This is a genomic window from Evansella vedderi (assembly GCF_030813435.1).
Taxonomy (GTDB): Bacteria; Bacillota; Bacilli; order Bacillales; family Salisediminibacteriaceae; genus Evansella; species Evansella vedderi.
The window spans coordinates 1-5540 of the sequence record NZ_JAUSUG010000050.1; the positions used below are offsets into that span (position 1 = coordinate 1).

Consider the following 5540-nt stretch of genomic DNA (forward strand, 5'->3'; position numbering starts at 1 on the left):
TCAACATCAAAGTTAATAAATCAAATTTTTTAACGGTATAACTATTATTCTGAGAGTGTTTGCTTTTTTAAAAAGTGAATTGTGAAATTCATTCATCTTATTAAACTTTAAGAAGAAAATTTTGTATAGTATTTATAGATTACTATAAATGGAGATTAGGAGGAGTACTATGATTTACGGTATTCTTGGTCTTTTAATTTTAATTGCATCCATTATTATTTATGAAAAAAATAGAAAAAGAAAGAGAGTGAGGAATAAAAATAAAAAAACAGATGGTATAATTGGAGCTACTGGTGGAAGGTCAGGAAGCAGTAATAACGGAGAATAATTTTATTCAGAAGAAAGTTCTTATTAATCTAACGGGTCTATCGATTGTTGAATAAAAGCAAAATGTCATATTGAAATAAAGAGGCAAGGTAATTAAGGATTGGGGGAATTCGGATGGATAATATATGGTTAGCAATGGCGATTGTCGTAGCAGCATATTTAATTGGAGATGGGTTAAAAAATTTTAAAAACCCAAATTCAAAGAATATCTTAGATACATTAGATTATGACCACGAATTAATTAACGAAAATGAAGTTCATCATTTTCTAGGTATTTCTAAGGAAGATACAAAAAGTTTGATTAGTGAACACCCAAACATTCCACACATTATAATAAACAATAAGGTATATTATCCAAAAGTAAAATTACGTGAATGGTTAATGAAAATAGGAAGTTGAATCTTTTCTCATTGAAGTTAGTAGTTTATCCCCGAACGGGTGCGTTAATGAAATTACGGGCTGTAATTTATGCAGCTCTTTTTTTATGGGTTTACTGTGAGAAATGGAGAAGAATATGTTATAAGAACAGCTTTTCTAGCGGAAACAGAAATAGTATTAAGATTAAAATAACTATTATTAGTGCAGACCTATAAGGGGATAGTCTAGTACATAATGTTATTGCGATGAAACCTGTAAAAAAGCCAAACGTTAGCTCCGAATTTGAGTATCGTGTTTTATTTCACGATTGTGAGGGATAGTTATATAAGTTATCGCGTCTCTTGTTCAAGAAAAGGGGAGGTTAAATTCATAAGCAAGTATGATATAATATAATTAGTACCTGGTATTAAGTGTAGGTATAAATTTTATGGAAACTTAGTGAATTTAGGAGGACAAAATGGAGGATTTACTTAAATTAAAGGGAAAAAATATTGTGATAATGGGGGTTGCTAATGAGCGGAGCCTGGCTTGGGGAGTGGCTAGGTCACTTTATAAAGCCGGTGCTAATCTTATTTTCACGTACCGTTTAGAACGTTCACTGGGAAAATTAAATAAGCTTTTAAATGATAATAACTATTCAGCTGAAATAATCGTGCAATGCGATGTAAATAGTGATGAAAGTATTAAAGATGCATTTCAAGAAATTGGTGAGAAGGTAGGAACTATCCACGGAATTGTACACTCCGTTGCATTTGCACATTCTGAAGATTTAAAAGGGGATTTTATCAATACCTCAAGGTCTGGATATGCTTTTGCTCAAGATACTAGTTCTTATTCACTAATAGCTGTTGCGAGAGAAGCTAAACCTTTTATGGCTGAAGGTGGCTCCATCGTGACAATGAGTTATCTTGGAGCTGAAAGGGCTGTTCCTGGCTATAATGTTATGGGAGTAGCAAAAGCAGCCCTTGAATCATCTGTAAAATATCTTGCATTAGACTTAGGAAAAGAGAATATTCGTGTTAACGCTATTTCTGCTGGAGCAATACGCACGCTTGCAGCTAAAGGTGTTGGTTCTTTTAACAAGATACTTCATAAAATTGAAGAATCTGCCCCTTTAAAAAGAAATGTAACACAAGAAGAGGTGGGCGATATGACTATCGCAATGCTTAGTAATCTATCTAGGGGAGTTACAGGTGAAATTATTTATGTAGATTCAGGTTATAATATAATTGGCTAGACTTCTTTAATAAAAAGTTTGATAAGGTTGAGGCTGGGACAAAAGTATTTTTACTAATAAGAAATCCGAACAATCTAGATGTAGGTGCAATCTACCCGCTTCGGAAATATACTTCGCTTTCCGCTGGCGGCTGGTGAGCCTCATCGTGCTAACATTTTCGAGGAGTCAACGTATATTTCCACCGCTAAGGTAGTGTATTGTTCGTATTTCCGATTAAACATTTTAGTTATGTCCCAGCCTCTTTCTTACCTACAGTCAAGTGCTTTTTATCTTTTTTATTTATGTTAGATGAATTAATTTTGAGTGGGAGGGGTACCCCTCCCACTCAAAATTAATTTGTGCAAGCAAAAAGACCTGACGAATTAAGTTTTTTTCGAAAGGTCATGTATGGTATAGTATAAATAACTATTTACGAACAGTTTTATCTGCTTCGTAATCATAGGTAATGTTGTGTGTGATTAGATGAAACGCCACTTTCAAAAACTTATTCACACACGCAATGGACGCAACTTTATGGGGTTTTCCTTGAGGTTGCGTTTTTAATTTGTCGTAGCTTTTTTTTCCTCGTTTATTAATTTTATCTTTATAAAATGTATTACCAGATTGATAATGCATGATATCAATCCCAACATATGCATTCAATTGTTTATGGCTTTGAAAGCGTCGTAGATCACCAATTTCTCCAATTAATCTTACAGCTGTTGCTTCACCAATCCCTGGAAAAGAAATTAACACCTGATATTCGATACGTTCTTTTGAAAGTTCAACCATTTGTTTTATAATCTGTTCTTTTTTCTCTTTTAAATCTGAAATACGTTTGGCATAATCACGTACTTGTTCACATCTAACATCTTCTTTGCTGCGTGGAGCAGTTCTAATCCTTTCTCTTCAGTCCGTGTAAGGGATATATTCTTGTTTGTATTTGCTTTTATACGGTTTCGTATCACAGTTTTAGAACAGTCCAATACTTCATCTGGGTGTGGATAAAGCTGAACGATATTTAAAAAGAGTGCAGAACGTTTGGAAAAAAGACGCTCAAGCGCAGGGAAACTAATTTGTAAAATGGCATGCATACCGCTAAATAGATTGGTGGTTTTACTATCTAATTCATCATAATAACGTGTTAGTGCACGCATTTGTTTATAATAGTTGTCTTCCTGGTAAGTCGTTGAACGTTCTGTTCGAAAATGGGATTTAGCGAGCTCATGAGCTTCGCTTTTATCGGTCTTATGACGGCACATCGAAGACGTTTGTAGATTCGCTTCTAACGGGCTAACTCTATGATAAGTGTAGCCTTCTGTTTGAAAGAAGTATTCTAATGGTTTTGAATAAATTTCTGATGCTTCGAATACAATTTCAGGTGCTTGACCATCCAGTTTAGTGATTTCGCAAATCTTTTCATTCAAGGCTTTAAACGACGATTTATTATCTTAAATTTCGCCTTCATATTCACATTTCTTATAGTGGTTATAGATAACCATTGTACTTTTCCCCATACTAACATCAAATGCCTTTACATGTTTCATGTTCATTTCTCCTTCTCTTGCCAATCATAGAAGCCTTCACATTGCCTTATCGATTCAACTTTCTTTTACTCGATCTCTTAAGGACCCAACATACTAAACTGATTCAAATAAGGGTGTGAAGTCGGTCTGTTTTTGATACGGACTCTAAAATGGTCCCAGAGGCTGGTCGACCTTCCTTCACTTCTACTATAAAAAAATAGTAGCACAAACCATGGCCTTGCTCTGTACTACTAATGTTAGTATGTTTTTCTTCTTCAAATAATGGGTGTCGTTAGTAAAATCACGAGCTGTACTTGAGGTAGCTCGATTTTGTTCTACACGGATTGGAAAATGATGTTAAACTAAAGTGTAGAATCATTAAAGTAATAGAATAATAATTTTTTAATAAGAACCATAAATAATCTATTTGAAACAGAGGAGTGATTTTGAAGATTTTCATATCAAAAAATTTAAAACTTGGCTTTCTTTATAGTTGACACAGCCTTATCCAACCAAAAGAAAATAACTCGTATAGGTGTTGCCATAGTAATAGGGGGGACGTTTTTCTTAATTACATTTACCACGGTTATAAATTAAATTATCTATGTGAATTAATTGATGGTTGCATGATAAAATAGTAAATAATATCGTTCGGAGGTGACTCAAATGAAATGGAAGGATGTATGCCAAGCATTTCCTGAACAATGGGTGTTAATTGAGGCTGTACAAGCATATACAAATGAAGAGAATGAACGTATATTAGAAGAAGTCACACCGTTGAAGAAATTTCACAATTCTCCAGAAGCAATGAGAGTTTATCAAGAACTTCATCGTGAAAATCCTACTCGTGAATTATATGTACTTCATACAGGTCGTAGGAACCCTAATATTATTGAGAGAAAATGGGTAGGTGTGAGGCGATAGTGAAAAAGTTAATAATTGAAGGTGGACTGTTACTTACCGATATAGAAATAACTTTCAAGGGAAAGTTATTAGTCTTAAACCGAGTTCTAGTTGATACAGGTTCAGCGAGTACTATTGTTTCATCAGATTTAGCAGAAACGATTGACATTGTTGCTGAAAAAAATGACATGATTTATCGTATAAGTGGTGTTGGCGGTTCAGAGTTTGTATACTCAAAAATTGTTGATTATATAAAACTTGGAAAAAGAAAAGTAGAAATTTTTCAATTAGAAATTGGTGCAATGTATTATGGCTTTGAATTAGATGGTATTATTGGATTGGATTTATTACAGTGTATGCAGGTAATAATTAACTTAAACAAACTAACATTGGATTTTGATTTAATGGAGGGTGCGACAAATTAGTCATTATAAAAGAGCGTTGAATAGATTTGATTAAAAAACCATCACACCTAATGGCTATGTTGGTTTTTTGTAGTATTAAGTACATTTCCAAAGATTGTGAACAAATACACTTAGTGTATTGAGTGCGTTTCAAAAAAAGGAACGCTCTTTTTTTGTCCATTAAAAAGGAAATTATTATTATAATTAAACGGAGGTACTTATTACATTTTTATCCCAATAAAAGAGGTGAACTGTTAACATTAAAATAGAGTATAAAAGCTATCAAAATATTAAGGAGTTTTCTACAACAAGACCTTAGATTTAAAATGGGGAGATGATGTGATGGCAGCAACGGCAAATGACCCAGTTTGGTTTTTTGTTATATTTTATGCAATTCTTGGACTCACCTTTATAAGTGCTATAATTAGTCTTTTTTATCAAAAGAGAATTTTTCTATCTATATTGATGATAGTGGTCATTCCAACACATCACATTTTAGCAATAGTATCATCTATTGGAAGAGGCAATAGAACGGAAATGGAACACTGGTACTTTCAATTGATACAATTGCAACCGTGGGCATTAATTGTATTATTAGCGAAACTTTATATTGTAGTTTGGTGGATTATTAGTATAAATACATACCTTAGTAATCGAAAAAAACTTAACACTAGTATTTAACCTTATTGTGCTAACGGAAGCGCGCGACAAGTGCTGCTATAAGCGCATTCAGCGTGAAAAGCAGGAAGTTTAAGACAAAACTTCAACTTTACAACGGAGGATTGG

Annotated in this window: 6 protein-coding genes and 1 pseudogene; 6 read left to right on the forward strand and 1 reads right to left on the reverse strand. The window is 33.5% G+C overall.

All coding sequences use genetic code 11. The features are described 5' to 3' along the window. The first annotated feature begins 169 nt into the window (after nt 1–169). The 3 genes from J2S74_RS27135 to fabI all read left to right on the forward strand — a co-directional run bounded on the left by J2S74_RS27135 (nt 170) and on the right by fabI (nt 1942). Nucleotides 170–328 (forward strand): hypothetical protein, encoded by a 159-nt coding sequence (locus J2S74_RS27135; protein WP_307332853.1) that lies wholly within the window; start codon nt 170–172, stop codon nt 326–328. 113 nt (nt 329–441) lie between these two features. Then, entirely contained in the window at nt 442–726 is a 285-nt protein-coding gene (locus tag J2S74_RS27140) for a helix-turn-helix domain-containing protein (protein ID WP_307332856.1), read from the forward strand. Nucleotides 727–1162: 436 nt separating this feature from the next. Continuing rightward, on the forward strand, nt 1163–1942 hold the full coding sequence (gene fabI, locus J2S74_RS27145; RefSeq protein ID WP_307332859.1) for an enoyl-ACP reductase FabI: 780 nt from the start codon (nt 1163–1165) through the stop codon (nt 1940–1942). 405 nt (nt 1943–2347) lie between these two features. On the opposite strand, the pseudogene J2S74_RS27150 reads toward fabI, so the two are convergent. Then, nucleotides 2348–3468 (reverse strand): annotated as a pseudogene (locus tag J2S74_RS27150) (transposase). Nucleotides 3469–4113: 645 nt separating this feature from the next. Between J2S74_RS27150 and J2S74_RS27155 the strand changes: the two are divergent. From J2S74_RS27155 to J2S74_RS27165, 3 genes are all read left to right on the forward strand, one after another. Next, nucleotides 4114–4371, forward strand: a complete 258-nt coding sequence (locus J2S74_RS27155; protein ID WP_307332861.1) for a hypothetical protein — start codon at nt 4114–4116, stop codon at nt 4369–4371. Beyond that, on the forward strand, nt 4371–4775 hold the full coding sequence (locus J2S74_RS27160; protein ID WP_307332864.1) for a retropepsin-like aspartic protease: 405 nt from the start codon (nt 4371–4373) through the stop codon (nt 4773–4775). Before J2S74_RS27155 ends, J2S74_RS27160 begins: the two co-directional genes overlap by 1 nt. A gap of 321 nt (nt 4776–5096) precedes the next feature. Further along, nucleotides 5097–5435, forward strand: a complete 339-nt coding sequence (locus tag J2S74_RS27165; protein WP_307332867.1) for a hypothetical protein — start codon at nt 5097–5099, stop codon at nt 5433–5435. The last annotated feature ends 105 nt before the right edge of the window (nt 5436–5540 follow it).